The organism is Falsiroseomonas bella, from assembly GCF_003173615.1.
In the GTDB taxonomy this organism is placed as follows: Bacteria; Pseudomonadota; Alphaproteobacteria; order Acetobacterales; family Acetobacteraceae; genus Falsiroseomonas; species Falsiroseomonas bella.
Window position 1 is genome coordinate 406,390 of the sequence record NZ_QGNA01000002.1, and the last position, 16,228, is coordinate 422,617.

The following is a 16,228-nucleotide window of genomic DNA, read 5'->3' on the forward strand; positions in this document are numbered from 1 at the left end:
TGCCCGCTCCTGTTCCCGCTCCGGGCGGCGTCAGCGCCGGCGCACCAGGCCGACGACGAGGCTGACCAGGAACAGCACCACGAAGATCGCGAAAAGGATCTGCGCGACGCCGGCCGAGGCCGAGGCGATGCCGCCGAAGCCGAACAGCCCGGCGACCAGCGCGATGACGAGGAAGACCAGGGTCCAGTAGAGCACGGCGTGACCTCCGTCGATTGTGCGCGCTGCAACGCGCCCATCGGCCGTCGGTTGCCCTGCGCAACGGGCTGCCGTGAAGGCAGCCCGGCGGCCGGGTTCCTCAGCCCGTGCCCATCGGCAGGTCCCGCGTCACCGCCTGGTAGGTCGCGACGGCAAGCGCCGTGGGCTCGAAGGGCTTGGCGATGACGAAGGCCGGCTCGACCCGCCGCCCCGTCAGCAGCCGCTCGGGGTATGCGGTGACGAAGATCACCGGCGTCGCGTGCCGGGCGAGGATGCGCTCCACCGCGGAGGCGCCGTCGCCGCCATGGCCGAGATTGATGTCGGCAAGCACCAGGCTAGGGCGCTCGCTCTCGGCGATCGCCACTGCCTCGTCCTCGGTGGCGGCGACGCCGACCACGTCATGGCCGGCGCTCTCGACCAGCTGCTGCAGGTCCATGGCGATGATCGCCTCGTCCTCGATGATCAGGACGCGCGCGGCGGTGGCGGCGCGCAGCCGGTCGCGCGCCTTGGCGAGCTGCGCCTCCGCTTCGTCGGTGTCGAGACCGAGCACGGCGGCGGCGGTCGCGGCATCCAGCTCCTCGAGCGAGGTCAGCAGCAAGAGCATGCGGCCGAGGCGGGAGGGCTGCGCATGCGCAGCCTCGGGCATGCGCCGCGCGACGCGCGCGACACCGGCGAACAGCGCAAGCTTCGCGCCATCCGGCCCGGGCACGGGTGTCACGCCTTCGCGCAGCGCGTCCGCGACCATGGCGTCGCCGCCCTGCTGGCTTCCTGCAATCGCCCGCGCGAAGCGACGGGCAAACGGCAACGCCTCTAGCATCGCCGCGCGGTCCATGTCGCTCATCTGCACGTCATCCCCTGCTCTGCACTGGGCAACGCCGCGTGTCCATGCGATCCAGCCGCCTGACGCTGATATGCGGTGACGAGTGGATCGGCAAGACGAACGAGAGGTCCAGCGCGCAACCATCGCGGATTTGTTGCCGGAGCTGCGCGCCGCGGCTCGTCTGCTCACCGCTTCGCGAGCGGAGGCCGACGATCTGGTGCAGGAGGCGGTGTTGAGGATGCTGCGTGGCCTGCATGGCTTCGTCCTGCCGCCGGAACACGAGGGCGACCTGCGATCGGCGATGCGGCCCTGGGGCATGGCCATCCTGCGCAACGCCTTCCGCGAGGATTGGCGCCGCCGGAAGCGGGAGCAGGCCGGGATGTTGTCACGACCGTGCGAGGACGAGGGACGGAGCGGCGGACAGGAAACGATGGCGCGCATGCGCGACCTGTCGCGCGCGCTCGCCGCCCTGCCGCCGGCGCTGCGCGAGGCGCTGGTGCTGGTCGGCGCGCAGGGGCTGAGCCACGAGCAGGCCGCGGCGATCTGCCGCGTGCCGGTCGGCACGATGAAGGCGCGCGTCTCTCGCGCGCGTGATGCGCTGGCGAAGTCTCTCGGTCCTGTGATGCGGTAACGGATCTGCGACGCAACCGGGCAGGGGCCCCGGCCATAGAACAGGCATCAGGACGGGAGCGAATGATGCCCAACGAATTCCACGCGCAGCTCATCACCCTTCTGCCCCGGCTCCGGGTGCAGGCGCTCGCGCTCACGCGCAATCGCGCTGCAGCCGAGGATCTGGTGCAGGACGCGGTGGCGAACGCGCTGGCAGCGCAGGACAGCTTCACGCCGGGCACGAACTTCGCCGCGTGGATGCACCGCATCCTGCGCAACCGCTTCATCTCCACGCTGCGGAAGCAGCGCGACACCACGGACATCGAGGACCTGCCCGCGGGCGCCTTCGCGGTCGGCGCGACGCATGAGGACCGCCTCGTGCTCAAGGAGCTCGGCCGCGCGGTGAACCGCCTGCCGGTGGACCAGCGGGAGGCGCTTTTCATGGTGGTGCTGCAGGGCCTTTCCTATGAGGAGGTGGCCGGCGCGACGGGCTGCGCCGTGGGCACCGCGAAGAGTCGCGTGTTCCGCGCGCGCCGCCAGCTGCAGGCCTGGCTGATGGGCGAGGATCGCCCCACGCCGCGCGCCGAGCCGTCGCGTGCGGAGACGTCCCGGCATCGTTCCGCCGAACTTGGCGAGAATAGCGGCGCCGCGTAATATCGAGCCGGTCGGTGCCGCCGTCGGTGCAGGGCCGCGGCGGCATCGGGGACGGCGACCGGCATGGATGAGGACGAGAACCGTCAGAAGCAGACCGAGAACACGGCGCCCGCTGCCGCGGAACGGCCGGCGGGCGCCGAGAGCGCGTTCGACGTCTGGCTGCATGACCGGTTGCACCAGCTCTACGACAGCGTGACGCAGGAGCCGGTGCCGCCGGAGCTCGCGAAGCTGATCGAGGAGGACAAGCGCCGGCGCTCGAAGTGAGCGCCGGCTGCGGCAGCGTCAGGCCGCGGGTGCGGCCATGTCCTCCGGCGCGGTGCGCGCCCGCTTGACCAGCAGCTTGTTCAGCGCGTGCACATAGGCGCGGGCCGAGGCCACGATGGTGTCGGTGTCGGCGCCCTGGCCGTCCACCAGCTTGCCCTGCTCCTCCAGCCGCACGGTCACGCGCGCCTGCGCGTCGGTGCCGCCGGTCACGCTCTGCACGGCGTAGAGCTTGAGGTTCACCTCATGCGGGAAGGCCAGGCGCAGCGCGGCGAAGGTCGCGTCCACGCCGCCATCGCCGCCGGCCACGCCCTCGCGCACCTCGCCATCCACCTCGAGCTGGATGGAGGCGATCGGGCGGGTGTGCATCCCGGTGGAAACGGACAGGCCCGTCAGCTTGATGCGGTCGTTCGCGCGCACGACCTCGTCATCCACCAGCGCGACCAAGTCCTCGTCGTAGACGACCTTCTTGCGGTCGGCGAGGTCCTTGAAGCGCTTGAAGGCGTCGTTCAGGGCATTGTCGCCGAGCTCGTAGCCCATGGACTTCAGCTTGTCGCGGAACGCCGCGCGGCCCGAATGCTTGCCGAGCACGAGCGAGGAGGTGGACCAGCCGACGCTCTCGGGCGTCATGATCTCGTAGGTGGACTTGTCCTTCAGCACGCCGTCCTGGTGGATGCCGGACTCATGCGCGAAGGCGTTGCGCCCGACGATCGCCTTGTTCGGCTGCACGTCGAAGCCGGTGATGGTCGCCAGCAGGCGGGAGGTGCGAAGGATGTTCGGCGTCTTCACGCCGTTCTCCACCGGGATCGCGTCGTGGCGCGTGCGCAGCGCCATCACGATCTCCTCGAGGCTGGCATTGCCCGCGCGCTCGCCGATCCCGTTGATGGTGCACTCGATCTGCCGCACGCCCGCGCGGATCGCGGCCAGCGTGTTCGCCACGGCAAGGCCGAGGTCGTTGTGGTTGTGCGCCGAGAAGATCACGCGCTCCGCACCCGGCACGCGCTCTCGCAGCATGGTGAAGATCCGGCTGATGTCCTCCGGCACGGCGTAGCCCACGGTGTCGGGGACGTTGATCGTCGTCGCGCCGGCCTTGATCGCGGCCTCGACGCAGCGGCAGAGGAAATCAGGCTCGGTGCGAGTGCCGTCCTCGGCGCTCCATTCCACGTCGGCGGTGAGGTTGCGCGCCATGGTGACGGAGCTCGTCACCAGCTCCAGCACCTGCTCCGGCTCCATGCGCAGCTTGACGCGCATGTGCAGCGGGCTGGTCGAGACGAAGGTGTGGATGCGCCCGCGCGCCGCCGGCTTGATCGCCTCCGCCGCGCGCGCGATGTCGCCCGCCGCGGTGCGCGCCAGGCCGCACACCACCGGGCCGTCCTTGCTGAACTTCTGCGCGATGGCCTGCACGCTCTCGAAATCGCCGACGGAAGCGATCGGGAAGCCGGCCTCCATCACGTCCACGCCGAGCTCCGCCAGGGCCTCGGCCATGCGCAGCTTCTCCTCGAGGTTCATGGAGAAGCCGGGCGACTGCTCGCCGTCGCGCAGCGTGGTGTCGAAGACGATGATGCGGTCGGGGTCCAGGGTCCCGAAGGAGGGATGGGTGATCGGCATGAAGGCGTTCCTTGCGACTGTCGTTCCGCGGAGGCGCGCGCGGCGCCTATGCGCCCCCGAGGGGGCTTCCCCTGAGCGGACCCGGCCGTCAGCGACCGGGCGTCACGCCCAGGGGCGACGAAGTCGAAGGAGCGCGAGGGCGGCGGCCGGCCGCGGGCCAAGGCCGACCCGCAGGTCGGCGACAGGCTCGGTGCGGGGCACACGCGCGGTCATGGCGGGCGCAAGCTAGCGGCGCCGGCCCCGGGGTGCAAGCTTCGCGCAGCGGTACGCGGCGGCGCCTTCCTGCCGCCGCGCGCCGTCGCCGGGCCTCAGCGGGTGGACTGGCCCGTCCCGCTCGTGCCGCTGCCGGAGCTGCTGCCGCTGCTGCCCGACGTGCCGCTGCTGCCGGAGGTGCTGCTGCCCGAGTTGGTGCCGGTGCTGCCGCCGGAGTTGATGCTGCCGGTGCTGCCCGTGCCCGAGCTCGCGCCCGTCCCGGTGCTGCCCTGGGACCCCGTGCCCGTCATGCCGCTGCCCGATGTCTGGCTGGAGGACTGGGAGCGGCTGCCGCTGGTGCTGTCGCTGCCCTCGCGCATCGCCTGGCGGGCCTGCTGCAGCGCCTGCTGCACGCCCTGGCGATCACCGCGCTGCAACGCCTGCTCGGCCTGGCTCAAGGACTGCTCGATCCGCTGCTGGCTTTGCAGCGCATCGGCCTGGCGGAGCGTCCGGTCGGCCTCGTCCAGCGCCTGCCGGGCGCGGGACTGGTCGCCCTGCTGCATCGCATTGCGCGCTTCCCGCAGGGACTGGCGGAGGTCGCGCATCGCCTGCTGCTGGCGATCACGCTCGATGAGCAGGATCAGGACACCCTGGTCGTCGTTCCAACCAGCCTGCTGGTTGCCCCAGCCCCCACCTTGACCGGGGCCGAAGGTGCCCTGGCCGTACGGGCCCTGCCCGGAATAGGGGGAGGCCCCGGACTGGCTGCCGAAGCGCTGCCGGTCGTCGTCGCGCATGCCCATGCCGCCCTGGCCCATGCTGCCCATGCTGCCCTGACCCATGGTGCCCATACCGCGCCGGCGCTCCTCGTCGCGCCCGAGCCGGTAGCCGCGCTCGAACTGGTCGCGCCAGGACTGGTCGCCGCCGCTGCCGAACTGGCCCCCGCCATACTGGCTGCCGCCATATTGCGACCCGCCGAAGCGGTCCTGCCCGGCGCTGCCGCCCGTATAGCCCTGCGCTGCCGCGCCGCCGGCATGGCCCGCCAGTGCCATCCCCGCGGCCAGCGCCATGGCCGTCGTGATGTTCGTCTTCATCGCCATCTGCAATCTCCTTCCGTGCTGGAATGTCATGTCGCCAGACGCTGTCAGCGCTGGCGGAGTTCCGGCGGCAGGCCGACCATCGCCTGCTGCGTCTCGACCAACGCCTCGTTCGCGCGCCTGATCGCCTGGTTGCGCCGCTCGCTCGAGGGCTGCTGCGCCATCGCCTGGATCGCTTCGCGCAGGCTCTGCGCGGCCGTCAGCAGCCAATCCATCGAACGGCTGTAGTCGGGCATCAGCGCGTAGTCCTGCATGCCCCGGTAGCGTGGCGTATCCGGCAGGATGTCCGGCACGACGATCCACCAATCCGTGTCGCCGCTGCCGCCGCCGCCGTAGGACTGCGTACGGTCGCCGGCGCCGGAGGACCCCATCGAGCGGCGCCGCCGCTCGTCCTCGCGCCCGGCGCGGTAGCCGCGTGCGAAGGCTTCCCGGTCCGCGCGCTGCATGCCCTCGCTTCGGCGGTTGTCCTGCCGCCAGCGCTGCTGATCCATGGAACGGTCGTAGGAATCCGGCGACCTGCCGCGCCAATCCTGCCCCTGCCAGCGATCCTGCTGCTGCCACCGGTCCTGCTGCGCCGCGGCAGGCGGCGCGGCGAGGAAGGTGGCGCCCAAAAGCGCTGCGGCGATCGGGATCGGCGCCATGTGCTTTCGTGTCATCTGCGTTCCTCCTGCAGTCTCGTCGCGCCGCAGAGCCGACCGCACGGATCGAAGCGCATGGGCGGCCACTGGGCTCCGCAGGCTGGTGCGGCGCCCGCGGCAGATTGAACGCCCCGACCGGCCCGGCAGTCCGTGCTGCTACGTAGTCGCGACGCCCCCCGTCGGCCGCCGGCGCTGCGCAACGGTTGCCTAGGTAGCGACGCGGAGTGCGGCCGTCCGCCGCGCCGCCCAGGTCTCGCGCGGAGCCAGACAGCAACGGGAGCCAGCCGATGACGATTGCCAGGAGGAGCGTGCTGCCGCTTGCCGCGCTGCTTTGCGCCGGCCTGTCGGCCCAGCCCGTCCTCGCCCAGGACGGCCGCCCCGACAGCTACCCCTCCGCGGCGGCGACATGGGGGCAGCGTGACCGCATGGCCGGCGAAGCCTTCGAGCAAGGTTACCGCATGGGCCGGGAGGATGAACGACGCCGCGCGGGTCCGGCCCACGCGCTGAGCCTCGCCTGGAACGACCACGTGCAGCGCCGCGCCTATGGGCGGATGGAACGTGCCGTCCACCAGCTGCGGCGCGCGCTGGTGCTGCTGCGGCGCCAGGATCCCTCGCCGCGCGGCGAGCGCGCCCTGGCGCAGGCGCGGGAGGCGCTGATCCGGGTGCAGAACGCGATGACCTGGCTGCCGCCAAGGGCCGGAGAGCACCTGGAGCGCCGCTACGAACGGCGCTCCGGCCGGGGCATCGGCGCGGAGCGCGCCTCGGGCGGCTGGGCCAGCTGAACAGCGCCGGCCGCCCCGTTCAACTCGACAGGAGGGTCAGTCCATGCAGCACAGCAGGTCGGGCGGCGCGGCCGGAGGCGTTGCGACCACCGAAACCGACAACCTCATCGCCTCCGACAAGGTCGAGGGCACGCCGGTCTACGACACCGGCGGTGAGAGGCTCGGCTCCGTCTACAACCTCATGATCGAGAAGCGCTCGGGCAAGGTCCGCTATGCCGTGATGAGCTTCGGCGGCTTCCTCGGCATCGGCGAGCGCTACCACCCGCTCCCCTGGGAAAAGCTCACCTACGATCCGGCGCTCGGCGGCTATGTCGTGGACATCCCGCATGAGCGGCTGCAGGCGGCGCCGAGCTTCGCGCGCGACGAGACGCCGTGGCGCGATCCGCTCTACGGGGAGTCCCTCCACGGCTACTACGGCCTGCCTTTCCCGCGGATCTGACTGCTGCTGGCCGCACCGGTTGCCGGGCGGCCGGCGCCCGCGCAGCATGCGTGGATGGACACCGGCAAGACTTCCGACTTCCCCGCGGATTGGGAGGTCATCACCGCTGAGCGCCATGCGGCGCTGCGCGCGACACTCGACCTCGCCGCCACGCGCCACGCGCTGACGCGCCGCAAGCTGGCCGAAGCCGGGCTGACCCGGGCCGATCTCGTCACGCCCGCGGACCTTGCGCGCCTTCCGGTCACCACCAAGGCCGAGCTGATGGAGCGGCCCGCGGACGCGGTGCTGGACCTCGACGGCGCCGAGCTGCCGGAGGAACAGCGCGTCGTCTGGGACACGATGTACACCACCGGCAGCAGCAGCGGCCGGCCGACGCCCTTCGTCAGCACCACCTCCGACTTCTGGGACATCCTTGTCGTGCAGCGGCGGATGCTGGAGATCCGCGGCGTCACGCAGGGCGACCGCATCGCGAACCTCTTTCCGCTGACGCGGCATCCGCATGGCGCCTTCATCCGCGTGCTGCACGCAGCGGCCGCGCTGCACATCCCGGTGGTCAGCGCGCTGCCCGGCAATCCGGGGCCGGGCTTCACCGTGGGGCAGGAGCTGGACGCGGTCGTCGCGACGCTCGCGCGGGCGCGCCCGACCATCCTCTGGGGCGTGCCATCCTACATGCGACGCGTGGTGGCGCGCGCGGGCGAGCTCGGCGTCGCGCTGCCCGACATCCGCCTGGTCTTCGTCACCGGCGAGGGCCTTTCGGAGGAGGGCAGGGGAGACCTGCTGGCGCGCCTCGCCGCGATCGGCGCGCCGGATGCGCGGGTCTCGATCAGCTACGGCATGACGGAGATCCAGGGCGGGCTGGTGGAATGCGCCGCGGGCCAGGGCCTGCACAACCCGCATCCCGAGGCCATTGCGATCGACGTGGTGGACCCCATCACGCATGCGCCGCTGCCGGATGGCGAGGAGGGGTTGATCCTGCTCTCCCACATGCGCCGCCGCGGCACGCTGCTGCTGCGCTATGCGGTGGGCGACCTCGGCGTTCGCAGCACCGCGCGCTGCCCGCATTGCGGCCGGGTGACGGAGCGCATCCTCGGCACGCCGCGCCGCGCCGACGATCTCACCAAGATCCGCGGCATGCTGGTGAATCCGGCGCTCGCCCTCGCGGCGGTGGAGGGCGTGGCCGCCGTGCGCGACTTCCGGTTCGAGATTTCCCGCAGCGGCGCGCTCGGCATGGACGAGTTCATGCTGACGGTGGTGGCCGAACCAGGCGCGGCACCGGAAGGGCTGCTGGCACAGCGCGTGAAGGATGCCATCGGCGTCACCCCGCGCGTGACGCTGGTGGAGCGGATCGAGGGCGAATCGTGGAAGGCGAAGCGCTGGCTGGATCAGCGGGGCGGCTGATCGAACGCCTTACCCGCCGCGCCCATGTAGAGCTTCGCCACCCGGTCGTCCGAGGCCAGCGCCGCCGCGGAATCCTCCAGCACGATCCGTCCCATCTCCATCACCACCGCCCGGTCGGAGACGGCGAGCGCGCGCTTGACGGACTGCTCCACCAGCAGGATGCCGCGCCCCTGCGCCGCCAGATCGCGAATGGTCGAAAAGACCTGCTCCGCCAGCCGCGGCGCGAGGCCGATGGAGGGCTCGTCCAGCATCACCACGCGCGGGTCGAGCAGCAGCGTGCGCGCCACCTCCAGCATCCGTTGCTCCCCGCCCGAGAGCGTGCCTGCGAGTTGCCCGATGCGCTCGCGCAGGCGGGGGAAGACGTCCAGCGCCTGCTCGACGCGCCGCGCCAGCAGCGCCGCGTCGTCCAGCGCATAGCCGCCCATGCGCAGGTTCTCGCGCACCGTCAGCTTCGGGAAGACGCTGCGCTCCTGCGGTACATAGGCGAGGCCGGTGAGCAGCACGCCGCGCGGCGTGAGCCCATCCAGGCTGCGATCCGCGACCGCCACATGCCCGGTGCGCCCCGGCAGCAGGCCGAAGAAGGCGCGCAGCAGCGTGGACTTGCCCGCGCCGTTGTGCCCGAGCAGGCACAGCACCTCGCCCGGCGCGACGCTGAGCGAAACATCCTCCACGATCATCCGCCCGCCATAGCCGGCGGAGACCGCCTCGGCCTTCAGAAGCGCATTCTCAGCCAAGATAGGCCTCGATGACCGCTTCGTCCGACTGCACGGCCTCGGGCGGTCCATCCGCCAGCACCGCGCCCTGGTGCATCACGATGATCCGTCCGGCGAGCCCCATGATGAACTCCATGTTGTGCTCGACGATGAGGAACAGACCGCCCTGGTCCGCATGCGCCCGCCGCAGGAAGCGCCCGAGTGCATCGAGCAGGCCGGGATTGATCCCCGCAGCGGGCTCGTCCAGCAGCAGCCAGCGCGGCCGCGTCATCAGCGCACTCGCGATCTCCAGCATCCGCCGCTGCCCGAAGGAGAGGATCGAGGCCGGCGCGTCGGCATAGGCATCGAGCGTCGCGAGCCGCAGCAATTCCTCCGCCCGCGCGGCCGCGCCACCGGGCAGCGCTTCCTGCCGCGTGAAGGCGCGCAGCAGCGCGGAGGCGAAGCTGCGCGGCCGCGCGGCGAAGAGCAGGTTTTCGCGCAGCGTCCATTCGGGGAAGACGCGGCATTCCTGGAAGGTGCGCGCCAGGCCGAGCGCCGCGCGCCGCTCCGGCGGCAAGCCGGTCACGTCGCGTCCGTCCAGCGTCACGCGTCCCGCATCCGGAAACTGCCGCCCCGCGATCATGTCGAAGAGCGTCGTCTTGCCCGCGCCGTTGGGCCCGATCAGCCCGACGATCCCGGCCTCCGCAATGGCGAAGCCGGCCCCGTCCAGCGCCCGCACGCCGCCGAAGTTCTTTGTCAGATCGCGCGCTTCCAGCAGCATCAGGCCGCGGCTGCCCTGCGCCGGAACACGCGCGCCAGGATGCCGGCCAGGCCTTCCGGCGCGAAACGCATCAGCATCACCAGCGCCACGCCGAAGAACACCAGCCGCCATTCCGCGGCGACGCGCAGGTATTCGGGCAGCGCGACGAACAGCAGCGCGCCGAGCAGCGGCCCCGAAAGCCGCCCCGCGCCGCCGATGATCACGATCAGCACCAGGTTGATGCCCTCGAGATACTCGAAGGAGGCCGGCGCCGAGACGCGCAGGAAGGCCGCCTTCACCGCACCGCCCGCGCCGGCGATGGCGGCGCCGATCGCGAAGGCCAGCACCTTGCCAGCGGTGACGTTCACGCCCTTCGCGGCCGCCAGCGTCTCGTCCTGCCGGATCGCCACCAGCATCCGGCCGAAGTCGGAGCGGATCAGCAGCGCCGAGATCGCGAAGGCCACCGCCGTCGCGCCCACCGCGAAGGCCGCGAAATCCGGCAGGCGGCGGAAGGCGAAGTCCAGCCCGAGCAGGGTGAAGCCTTCGGGTCGCGGGATGCCGGGCAGGCCGACGGGTCCGCGCGTCAGCTCCTCCCAGTTGTTCATCACCGCATGCAGCACGAGGCCGAAAGCGAGCGTCGCGATCATGAAGAAATGCGTGCGCAGCCGGAGCGTCACGGCGCCGAGCGCACCACCCGCCACGCCCGCCACCACAGCCGCCAGCGGCAGCGCGCCCCAGAAGCTCCAGCCGTGATCCACGGCGAGGATGCCGAGCGTATAGGCGCCGAGCCCGACGAAGGCCGCATGGCCGAGGCAGACCAGCCCTGCATAGCCGAGCATGATGTTCAGCCCGATCGCCGGGATCGCATAGGTGCAGGCCAGCGCCAGGATATGCAGCAGATAGGGCGGCAGCCCGCCCTGCGCGATGCCCCAGACCAGCGCCGGAACGGCGAGGCAGAAGGCCAGCACGGCCATGCGGCTCATCCGTGGTCGTCCCGGGTGCGCAGGCCGAACAGCCCCTGCGGACGCAGCAGCAGGACGACGACGATGGTGCAGAACACCACCACGTCCTTCCAGTCCGTCGGCAGCACCAGCGTCGAGGTCGCCTCGATCACGCCGATGGCGAGCCCGCCGAGCACCGCGCCGGGGATCGAGCCCATGCCGCCCAGCACGATGCCAGCCAGCCCCTTCACCAGCGGCAGGTCGCCCATCTGCGGGAAGACCAGGAACAGCGGCCCGAGCAGCGCGCCGCCGATCGCCGCCAGCGCCATGGACAGCGCGAAGGCGAGCTTGTGCGTCGCCTCCACGTCGATCCCCACCACCAGCGCGCCGCGCGGATTCTGCGAGACGGCGCGCAGCGCGGTGCCGAGCTTCGTCAGGTGCAGGAAGGCGAAGAGCGCCGCGACGCAGGCGGCGCCCACCGCGATGATCAGCAGGTGCTGCACCGCGAAGGAAAGCGGGCCGAGCTGCACCGTCGCGCGCGTCGCCTGCACCGGGAATTGCAGCGCATTCGGCCCGAACACCGCGACGACCGTGTTCTGGATCACCAGTACGAGGCCGAGCGAGGCAATCACCTGGTTGCGCAGATTGCCGCGCAGCGGCGCGAAGACGCCACGTTCCAGAAGCGCGCCGATCAGGATCAGGAACAGCACCGCGCCGGCCACCGCCAGCAGGTAGTTGTCGAAGACCCGCATGAAGATGGTCTGCGCGACATAGCCGCCCAGCATGAACAGCGCGCCATGCGCGAAGTTCAGCACATGCATGACGCCGTAGATCAGCATCATGCCGAGCGCGACGAAGACATAGATCGAGCCCATCATCAGGCCGTTCACGGCCTGCTCGGCGAAGGCCAGCATGCGGACGCTCAGCCCGCGCCGCAGCCCGCCGCGAGCTCCGCCGGATAGAGGATGCTGCGCTTCCCGTCGGCGCACCATTCGGTGACATAGACGGGCGGATGCGCCTGGCCTTCGGCGTCGAACTTGATCAGCCCCGTGACGCCCTGGTGCTCGATGCGGGCCAGCGCGTCGCGGATGCGCGACCCCTGCAGGCTGCCAGCAGCGCGGATCGCCGCGGCCGCGACCATCAGGCCGTCATAGGATTGCGCGGCGAAGCCGTGCGCCTCCTCGTTGAAGCGGGCGCGGTAGCGTTGCGAGAAGGCCTGGATGCGCGGGATCGGCGCGTTCGGCGGGAAGGCATTGTACTGCACCATGCCGTTCAGCCGCTGCGCATCGAGCCGCGCCAGGAAGCGGTCCGATCCCATCGCCAGCGTGCCGATCAGCTGCACAGGCAGCCCGGCCGCGCGGATCTGGCTGATGGCCAGGCTGCCTGGCTCCTCGTCCATGAACAGCATCACGGCCTTGGCGCCGGAATTGCGGATGTTCGTGATGTGGGCGGAGAAATCCACCTCGCCCACGTTGAAGTAGCCCGTGTAGGCGATCGGGAAGCCCTGGGGCAGCGCTTCCTGCATGCCGCGCACGCCGCCGCGGCCGGCATCGTTGTTCCAGGCGATGAAGGCGATGGGCTTCCAGTCGCGCTGCGCCACGAAATCGGCCAGCGCCTTGCCGAGCATGTCGTTGTGCGCGTTGACGCGGAAGACCCAGCGGTTGCGCTGCTTCGTCAGGCCGGGTCCGGTCGGCACCGTCATGATGAACGGCACCTCGTTCTCCTCGGCGATCGGCGCGACGGCCGGCACAACGCCGGAAGAGAGCTCGCCCAGCACCACCGGCACGCGGTCCACGGTGGTCAGGCGCTGCATGGAGGATGCGCCCTCGGCCGGGTTGCCGCGGGTGTCGTAGACCTTGAGCTCCACGCGCAGCCTGCGCCCGCCGACCTCGATGCCGCCGGCCTCGTTCAGCTCGTCGCGCGCCAGGTTGAAGCCATTCATCTGGAAGCGCCCCGGCGCGGCCAGCGGGCCGGACAGCGCGGTGAGGATGCCGAGCGTCGCGGTGCCGCCTTGCGCCCGCGCGCCGCCCGCGCCGGCGAGTCCGGCGGCCAGCGTGGCCACGAAGGTCCGACGATGCAGCTTCGACATCCTGCCTCTCCCTTCTTCCGCGCCGCTGGCGCGGTGTTGGCGCGGAGCCTAGGCTTGCGAAGTTGTTCGGACAAGCCGGAGGGACGGATGGCGGCGGCGGGGGAGAGCGCGGGCGCGGTGCTGCTGCGGGCGATGGCGGCGCGTGGCGTGCGGCACCTCTTCGCCAATTCGGGTACTGACTTCCCCTCCGTCATCGAGGCCTATGCGCGTTCGCCGGAGGGTCTGCCGCGGCCGATCCTCTGCGCGCACGAAAACCTCGCCATCGGCATGGCGCATGGCCACGCGATGGTGTCGGGCCAGGCGCAGGCGGTGATGGTGCATGTGAATGTCGGCGCGGCGAATGCGCTGGGCGGGCTGTTCAATGCCGCGCGCGAATTCGTCCCCGTGATCTTCCTCGCAGGCCGTACGCCGCTGCTGGAAGCGGGCGCCCCCGGCGCGCGCAGCCTCAACATCCACTGGGCGCAGGAGATGTTCGACCAGGGCGCGATGCTGCGCGAGGCGGTGAAGTGGGACTACGAGTTGCGCCGCCCGGAACAGGCCGAGGCCGCCGTCGCGCGCGCCCTCGCCATCGCCGGCTCCGATCCGCGGGGCCCGGTCGCGCTGATGCTGCCGAGGGAGGTGCTGGCCGCGCCGGTGCCCGAGATGCCGGAGCGCGCGGATCCGCCCGCCGCCGCGCCGACCGCGCCCGATGCAACGACTGTCGCCCTGATCGCCGCTGCGCTCGCCTCTGCCGAGCGGCCGCTGGTCATCACCGCCTCCGCCGGGCGCGATACGGCGGTACCGGCGATGCTCGCCGATCTCGCGGAGCGCTTCGCGCTGCGCGTGGTGGAGTATCGGCCACGCTTCCACAGCCTCGACAACGCGCATCCGATGCATGGCGGCTTCGAGGTGGATCCCTGGCTCGCGGAATCCGACGCGATCCTGGTGCTGGAATGCGACGTGCCCTGGATCCCGGCGCATCGCGCGCCGCGGCCGGATGCGCGGATCTTCCACGCCGGTCCGGACCCGCTCTTCGCCCGCTACCCGATGCGCGGCTTCGGGGGGGAGGCGGCGCTGCCCGTCCGCGCCGCCCAACTCCTGCCCGCGCTCGCCGCTGCGCTGGCGGCCGAGGCGCCGGCGCATGCCGCCCGCATCGCCGCGCGCGGCGCGGCCATCGCCGCGGCGAATGCGACGGCGCGCGAGCGCGGCCTTGCCGCTGCGCGCGATCCTGGCGGCGCGGAGATGAGCATGGCCTTCGTCACCGCGCGCCTCGCGGCGGCCCTGGGCGGGCCGGCGCCGGATGCGCTGCTGGTCAACGAATACCCGCTGGTCCGCCCGGCGATGACGCTGCGCCACCCGGCAAGCTTCTTCGGCTCATCCCCCGTCGGCTCGCTCGGCTGGGGCCTGCCGGCGGCGCTCGGCGCCAAGCTCGCCGCGCCCGATCGGCTGGTGGTCGCCGCCCTCGGCGACGGGTCCTACCTGTTCGCCAATCCCGTGGTCTGCCACCAGGCGAGCGCGGCCGAGGGGCTGCCGGTGCTGAGCGTGATCTTCGATAACGGCGGCTATGGCGCGGTGAAGCGCGCCACGACCGCGATGTATCCGCAGGGCGCCGCGGTCGCCTCGGGCCGGATCCCGCTCTCCGATTTCGGCGCCGTCCCCGACCATGTCCGCATCATCGAGGCCTGTGGCGGCCGCGGCTGGCGGGTGGAGCGCGCCGAGGACCTCGATGCGGCGCTGCAGGCGGCGATCGCCACGGTGCGTGCCGGCACCCAGGCGCTGGTCTCGGTTCGCTGCCGCTGAGGCGGCCAGTCGAAGAGGCGAAACCTCAGTCGGCGCGGCCGATCGGCCTGATCTCCACCCGGCCGACGTCGCGGATGCCGAGCTCCCGCGCGCTGCGCGGCGACAGGTCGATGATCCGTCCGGGCGTGAAGGGCCCCCGGTCGCTGATCACCACGGTGGTGCGCGCACCCGTCCGCAGGTTCGTCACCTCCGCCACCGTGCCGAAGGGCAGGTGCCGGTGGGCCGCATGGTTCGCTGCGGGATCGAAGGGCCGGCCATTCGCCATGGGCCGCCCATTGAAGCGCTTGGCGTAGATCGCCGCGCCTCCCTCCTGGGGGTCGAAGGCCTCGGCCTGGAAGGGCGCCAGCAGGACCAGCGCGAGGAGGGCGTGCGACGGGATCCGTCGCCAGGGGGTCGCTCTCATGCGGGGCAAGGAAGCCCGCAACGGCCGATGTTGCAACCCCGGGCCGGTCCGCCGGGCGCAAGTCCTTGATCCAGCGCAAGGACAGGGGCAGGCCTGCCATGGTGGAAAGGGTGCCATGCTGGCCAACTGCCTCGCCGACCTGACTGCCATCGGCCCCGGGGGGGTGCCCGCCGTGGCGCTCGCCCTGTTCCTCGCCGGCCTCGCGGGGGGAGCCACCCATTGCTCGGGGATGTGCGCGCCCTTCGTGCTGGCCCAGGCCGGCGCGCGGGCCGATCGGAGCGCCGGCGGGGGCATGCTGGCCCGGCTCTCCGGCGCGGCGCTGCTGCCGTACCATCTTGGCCGGATGCTGGGCTATGCGCTGCTCGGCGCCGTGGCGGGGGCTGGTGCGGGGCTGGTCACCCAGCTCAGCGGCATGCGCTGGCTGCTCGCCCTGCTGCTGCTCGGGGCGGCCGTACTGATGGCGCTGCAGGCCTCCGAGCGCCTGCCCGAGCGCTTCCGCCCGCATGGCCGCCTCGCGATCCCCGCCCTCCCGGGCCTGTCCGCCCGGCTCGGAGGGCTGGTCGCGCCGTTGCTGGCCGCCCCCACCGGGCTGCGCGGCGTGGGGCTTGGCCTCGCCCTGTCGGCGCTGCCCTGCGGGATGCTCTACGCAGCGCTGGCCGGCGCCGCCGCCACGGGGAGCGCGCTGGCCGGCGCCATCGCCATGGCCGCCTTTGTGCTCGGCACCGTGCCGGCGCTTGTCGGCGTCGCGCTGCTCGGCCGGCTGTTCCTCCGCCGCGCCGGCGCCGGGCTGCAACTGGCAGGCGCCGTGCTCTTCGCCCTGAACGCGGTGGTGCTGGCCGGCATGGCCTGGCGGCTGGTCGCCTGAAGAACGCGT

The 16,228-nt window shown here is 71.9% G+C and carries 19 protein-coding genes; 8 read left to right on the forward strand and 11 right to left on the reverse strand.

Going from position 1 to position 16,228, the window contains the following annotated elements:
• Positions 1 to 30: 30 nt before the first annotated feature.
• Positions 31 to 195: a DUF1328 domain-containing protein gene (locus tag DFH01_RS10205; protein ID WP_109870332.1), complete on the reverse strand. Its 165-nt coding sequence runs from the start codon at positions 193 to 195 to the stop codon at positions 31 to 33.
• Between the two features lie 100 nt (positions 196 to 295).
• Positions 296 to 1,036 carry a PhyR family response regulator anti-anti-sigma factor gene (locus DFH01_RS10210; RefSeq protein ID WP_109870333.1) on the reverse strand — a complete coding sequence of 247 codons (741 nt, stop codon included), beginning with the start codon at positions 1,034 to 1,036 and terminating at the stop codon, positions 296 to 298.
• An 82-nt stretch (positions 1,037 to 1,118) separates the two neighbouring features.
• Between DFH01_RS10210 and DFH01_RS10215 the strand changes: the two genes are divergently transcribed.
• The 3 genes from DFH01_RS10215 (at position 1,119) to DFH01_RS10225 (ending at position 2,542) form a co-directional block, all read left to right on the forward strand.
• Positions 1,119 to 1,646 (forward strand): sigma-70 family RNA polymerase sigma factor, encoded by a 528-nt coding sequence (locus DFH01_RS10215; protein WP_332903275.1) that lies wholly within the window; start codon positions 1,119 to 1,121, stop codon positions 1,644 to 1,646.
• Between the two features lie 65 nt (positions 1,647 to 1,711).
• Positions 1,712 to 2,278 carry a sigma-70 family RNA polymerase sigma factor gene (locus DFH01_RS10220; protein ID WP_109870810.1) on the forward strand — a complete coding sequence of 189 codons (567 nt, stop codon included), beginning with the start codon at positions 1,712 to 1,714 and terminating at the stop codon, positions 2,276 to 2,278.
• A 63-nt stretch (positions 2,279 to 2,341) separates the two neighbouring features.
• Positions 2,342 to 2,542: a hypothetical protein gene (locus DFH01_RS10225; RefSeq protein WP_109870334.1), complete on the forward strand. Its 201-nt coding sequence runs from the start codon at positions 2,342 to 2,344 to the stop codon at positions 2,540 to 2,542.
• Between the two features lie 18 nt (positions 2,543 to 2,560).
• Here DFH01_RS10225 and DFH01_RS10230 read toward each other — a convergent pair whose 3' ends face one another.
• The 3 genes from DFH01_RS10230 to DFH01_RS10240 all read right to left on the reverse strand — a co-directional run bounded on the left by DFH01_RS10230 (position 2,561) and on the right by DFH01_RS10240 (position 6,089).
• Positions 2,561 to 4,147 carry a 2-isopropylmalate synthase gene (locus tag DFH01_RS10230; protein ID WP_109870335.1) on the reverse strand — a complete coding sequence of 529 codons (1,587 nt, stop codon included), beginning with the start codon at positions 4,145 to 4,147 and terminating at the stop codon, positions 2,561 to 2,563.
• A 308-nt stretch (positions 4,148 to 4,455) separates the two neighbouring features.
• The gene (locus DFH01_RS10235) at positions 4,456 to 5,436 is read right to left on the reverse strand and encodes a twin-arginine translocase TatA/TatE family subunit (protein WP_109870336.1); all 981 of its coding nucleotides are present in this window, start codon (positions 5,434 to 5,436) and stop codon (positions 4,456 to 4,458) included.
• Positions 5,437 to 5,480: 44 nt separating this feature from the next.
• Positions 5,481 to 6,089, reverse strand: a complete 609-nt coding sequence (locus DFH01_RS10240; RefSeq protein WP_146217028.1) for a hypothetical protein — start codon at positions 6,087 to 6,089, stop codon at positions 5,481 to 5,483.
• 269 nt (positions 6,090 to 6,358) lie between these two features.
• Between DFH01_RS10240 and DFH01_RS10245 the strand changes: the two genes are divergently transcribed.
• From DFH01_RS10245 to DFH01_RS10255, 3 genes are read left to right on the forward strand one after another with little or no spacing between them, the layout of a single operon-like run.
• Positions 6,359 to 6,853 (forward strand): hypothetical protein, encoded by a 495-nt coding sequence (locus DFH01_RS10245; RefSeq protein WP_146217029.1) that lies wholly within the window; start codon positions 6,359 to 6,361, stop codon positions 6,851 to 6,853.
• A gap of 43 nt (positions 6,854 to 6,896) precedes the next feature.
• Positions 6,897 to 7,292, forward strand: coding sequence for a PRC-barrel domain-containing protein (locus DFH01_RS10250; protein ID WP_109870339.1), 396 nt, complete (start codon positions 6,897 to 6,899; stop codon positions 7,290 to 7,292).
• Positions 7,293 to 7,346: 54 nt separating this feature from the next.
• Positions 7,347 to 8,690 (forward strand): phenylacetate--CoA ligase family protein, encoded by a 1,344-nt coding sequence (locus tag DFH01_RS10255; protein ID WP_109870340.1) that lies wholly within the window; start codon positions 7,347 to 7,349, stop codon positions 8,688 to 8,690.
• Here DFH01_RS10255 and DFH01_RS10260 read toward each other — a convergent pair.
• The 5 genes from DFH01_RS10260 to DFH01_RS10280 are packed head-to-tail and all read right to left on the reverse strand — an operon-like array spanning position 8,675 to position 13,172.
• Positions 8,675 to 9,424, reverse strand: a complete 750-nt coding sequence (locus DFH01_RS10260; RefSeq protein WP_199231191.1) for an ABC transporter ATP-binding protein — start codon at positions 9,422 to 9,424, stop codon at positions 8,675 to 8,677. The genes DFH01_RS10255 and DFH01_RS10260 overlap by 16 nt on opposite strands.
• On the reverse strand, positions 9,417 to 10,163 hold the full coding sequence (locus tag DFH01_RS10265) for an ABC transporter ATP-binding protein (protein WP_158287694.1): 747 nt from the start codon (positions 10,161 to 10,163) through the stop codon (positions 9,417 to 9,419). Before DFH01_RS10265 ends, DFH01_RS10260 begins: the two co-directional genes overlap by 8 nt.
• The gene (locus DFH01_RS10270) at positions 10,163 to 11,125 is read right to left on the reverse strand and encodes a branched-chain amino acid ABC transporter permease (protein WP_109870342.1); all 963 of its coding nucleotides are present in this window, start codon (positions 11,123 to 11,125) and stop codon (positions 10,163 to 10,165) included. Before DFH01_RS10270 ends, DFH01_RS10265 begins: the two co-directional genes overlap by 1 nt.
• Complete coding sequence (locus DFH01_RS10275; RefSeq protein ID WP_158287695.1) at positions 11,122 to 11,997, reverse strand: branched-chain amino acid ABC transporter permease; 876 nt, start codon at positions 11,995 to 11,997, stop codon at positions 11,122 to 11,124. Before DFH01_RS10275 ends, DFH01_RS10270 begins: the two co-directional genes overlap by 4 nt.
• Positions 11,998 to 12,005: 8 nt before the next feature.
• Positions 12,006 to 13,172 carry an ABC transporter substrate-binding protein gene (locus DFH01_RS10280; RefSeq protein WP_109870344.1) on the reverse strand — a complete coding sequence of 389 codons (1,167 nt, stop codon included), beginning with the start codon at positions 13,170 to 13,172 and terminating at the stop codon, positions 12,006 to 12,008.
• A gap of 87 nt (positions 13,173 to 13,259) precedes the next feature.
• Here DFH01_RS10280 and DFH01_RS10285 point away from each other — a divergent pair, with 87 nt between their 5' ends.
• On the forward strand, positions 13,260 to 14,951 hold the full coding sequence (locus DFH01_RS10285) for a thiamine pyrophosphate-requiring protein (RefSeq protein ID WP_158287696.1): 1,692 nt from the start codon (positions 13,260 to 13,262) through the stop codon (positions 14,949 to 14,951).
• A 25-nt stretch (positions 14,952 to 14,976) separates the two neighbouring features.
• Here the strand turns inward: DFH01_RS10285 and DFH01_RS10290 are convergent, their stop codons facing one another.
• Positions 14,977 to 15,354, reverse strand: a complete 378-nt coding sequence (locus DFH01_RS10290) for a septal ring lytic transglycosylase RlpA family protein (RefSeq protein WP_109870346.1) — start codon at positions 15,352 to 15,354, stop codon at positions 14,977 to 14,979.
• A gap of 115 nt (positions 15,355 to 15,469) precedes the next feature.
• Here DFH01_RS10290 and DFH01_RS10295 point away from each other — a divergent pair, with 115 nt between their 5' ends.
• A complete protein-coding gene (locus DFH01_RS10295) occupies positions 15,470 to 16,219 on the forward strand; it encodes an urease accessory protein UreH domain-containing protein (RefSeq protein WP_109870347.1) in 750 nt (249 codons plus the stop codon).
• Positions 16,220 to 16,228 lie beyond the last annotated feature (9 nt).

Bases quoted from the DNA above. Each gene is read 5' to 3' on its own strand.
- DFH01_RS10210 (WP_109870333.1), bottom strand. From the start codon at position 1,036: ATGAGCGACATGGACCGCGCGGCGATGCTAGAGGCGTTGCCGTTTGCC.
- DFH01_RS10220 (WP_109870810.1), top strand. From the start codon at position 1,712: ATGCCCAACGAATTCCACGCGCAGCTCATCACCCTTCTGCCCCGGCTC.
- DFH01_RS10225 (WP_109870334.1), top strand. From the start codon at position 2,342: ATGGATGAGGACGAGAACCGTCAGAAGCAGACCGAGAACACGGCGCCC.
- DFH01_RS10230 (WP_109870335.1), bottom strand. From the start codon at position 4,147: ATGCCGATCACCCATCCCTCCTTCGGGACCCTGGACCCCGACCGCATC.
- DFH01_RS10235 (WP_109870336.1), bottom strand. From the start codon at position 5,436: ATGGCGATGAAGACGAACATCACGACGGCCATGGCGCTGGCCGCGGGG.
- DFH01_RS10240 (WP_146217028.1), bottom strand. From the start codon at position 6,089: ATGACACGAAAGCACATGGCGCCGATCCCGATCGCCGCAGCGCTTTTG.
- DFH01_RS10245 (WP_146217029.1), top strand. From the start codon at position 6,359: ATGACGATTGCCAGGAGGAGCGTGCTGCCGCTTGCCGCGCTGCTTTGC.
- DFH01_RS10250 (WP_109870339.1), top strand. From the start codon at position 6,897: ATGCAGCACAGCAGGTCGGGCGGCGCGGCCGGAGGCGTTGCGACCACC.
- DFH01_RS10255 (WP_109870340.1), top strand. From the start codon at position 7,347: ATGGACACCGGCAAGACTTCCGACTTCCCCGCGGATTGGGAGGTCATC.
- DFH01_RS10265 (WP_158287694.1), bottom strand. From the start codon at position 10,163: ATGCTGCTGGAAGCGCGCGATCTGACAAAGAACTTCGGCGGCGTGCGG.
- DFH01_RS10270 (WP_109870342.1), bottom strand. From the start codon at position 11,125: ATGAGCCGCATGGCCGTGCTGGCCTTCTGCCTCGCCGTTCCGGCGCTG.
- DFH01_RS10275 (WP_158287695.1), bottom strand. From the start codon at position 11,997: ATGCTGGCCTTCGCCGAGCAGGCCGTGAACGGCCTGATGATGGGCTCG.
- DFH01_RS10280 (WP_109870344.1), bottom strand. From the start codon at position 13,172: ATGTCGAAGCTGCATCGTCGGACCTTCGTGGCCACGCTGGCCGCCGGA.
- DFH01_RS10285 (WP_158287696.1), top strand. From the start codon at position 13,260: ATGGCGGCGGCGGGGGAGAGCGCGGGCGCGGTGCTGCTGCGGGCGATG.
- DFH01_RS10290 (WP_109870346.1), bottom strand. From the start codon at position 15,354: ATGAGAGCGACCCCCTGGCGACGGATCCCGTCGCACGCCCTCCTCGCG.
- DFH01_RS10295 (WP_109870347.1), top strand. From the start codon at position 15,470: ATGCTGGCCAACTGCCTCGCCGACCTGACTGCCATCGGCCCCGGGGGG.